This is a genomic window from Pedobacter sp. ASV28, assembly GCF_016428855.1.
Classification (GTDB): domain Bacteria; phylum Bacteroidota; class Bacteroidia; order Sphingobacteriales; family Sphingobacteriaceae; genus Pedobacter.
This window is the reverse complement of sequence record NZ_JAELTN010000132.1, coordinates 1-740: the sequence shown is the minus strand read 5'-3', so window position 1 is coordinate 740 and position 740 is coordinate 1. Positions and strand designations below refer to the sequence as shown.

Here is a 740-nt window from a genome sequence, read left to right as displayed (position 1 = left end):
CGGCCTCTCGTACCAGGATCACGATCTCCGTTGGCGGGCTTTCGTTGGCCTCCGATATCCAGGTTTCCGGCAACGCCAGTGCCTGCGGTACGGGCACCTTTGTCCTTACGGCCAGCAGCACCACTGTTTCCAATCCGGTCTTTACCTGGTACAGCGATGCTTCGCTGACCGTTGTGGAGCGTATCGGATCGGTGTTCACCACTCCTGCCCTTACGGCCAACAAGACCTATTACGTAACCGTAAAGGGCGATAACAAGTGCGAGAACCGTGCGGCCGACGCCAGGTTGGTTGATGTTACGGTAAGGCCCATCTCTACCGGTGCCGACATTATGGCGGCCAATCCGCCTGTATCTTGCGGAACGGCCAATGTAACCCTTACGGCCAGCAGCAGCACGGTCACCAATCCGGTGTTCACCTGGTACAGTACGCCCGACCTTAGCGTTGTGGCCTATGTGGGCAGCAGCTTCCCTACGGTGGTCAATACCACTACGACCTATTATGTGACGGTAAAGGGCGACAACAAATGTGAGAATACGGCAGCTGATGTTAAGCAGGTGGTGGTTACGGTATCTCCGATCCCGGCCCCTCCGGTTCCGTCACCTGGCAATCCGGCGAGCACCTGCGTGGGTACTCCGGCCACGCTGGGCGTGGTGCAGGTTTCGGGCCTGAGCTACAACTGGTACGATTCCAACGGTACGCTAGTGGCATCGAACACTGCGAGCTATGCTACGCCCAACAAC

1 protein-coding gene is annotated in these 740 nt (G+C 58.0%); it reads left to right on the top strand.

Features of this window, described 5'->3' with window-relative positions:
* Window positions 1–44 precede the first annotated feature (44 nt).
* A partial coding sequence (locus JHD79_RS22510) for a hypothetical protein (RefSeq protein WP_233164848.1) occupies window positions 45–740 on the top strand: 696 nt, incomplete at its 3' end.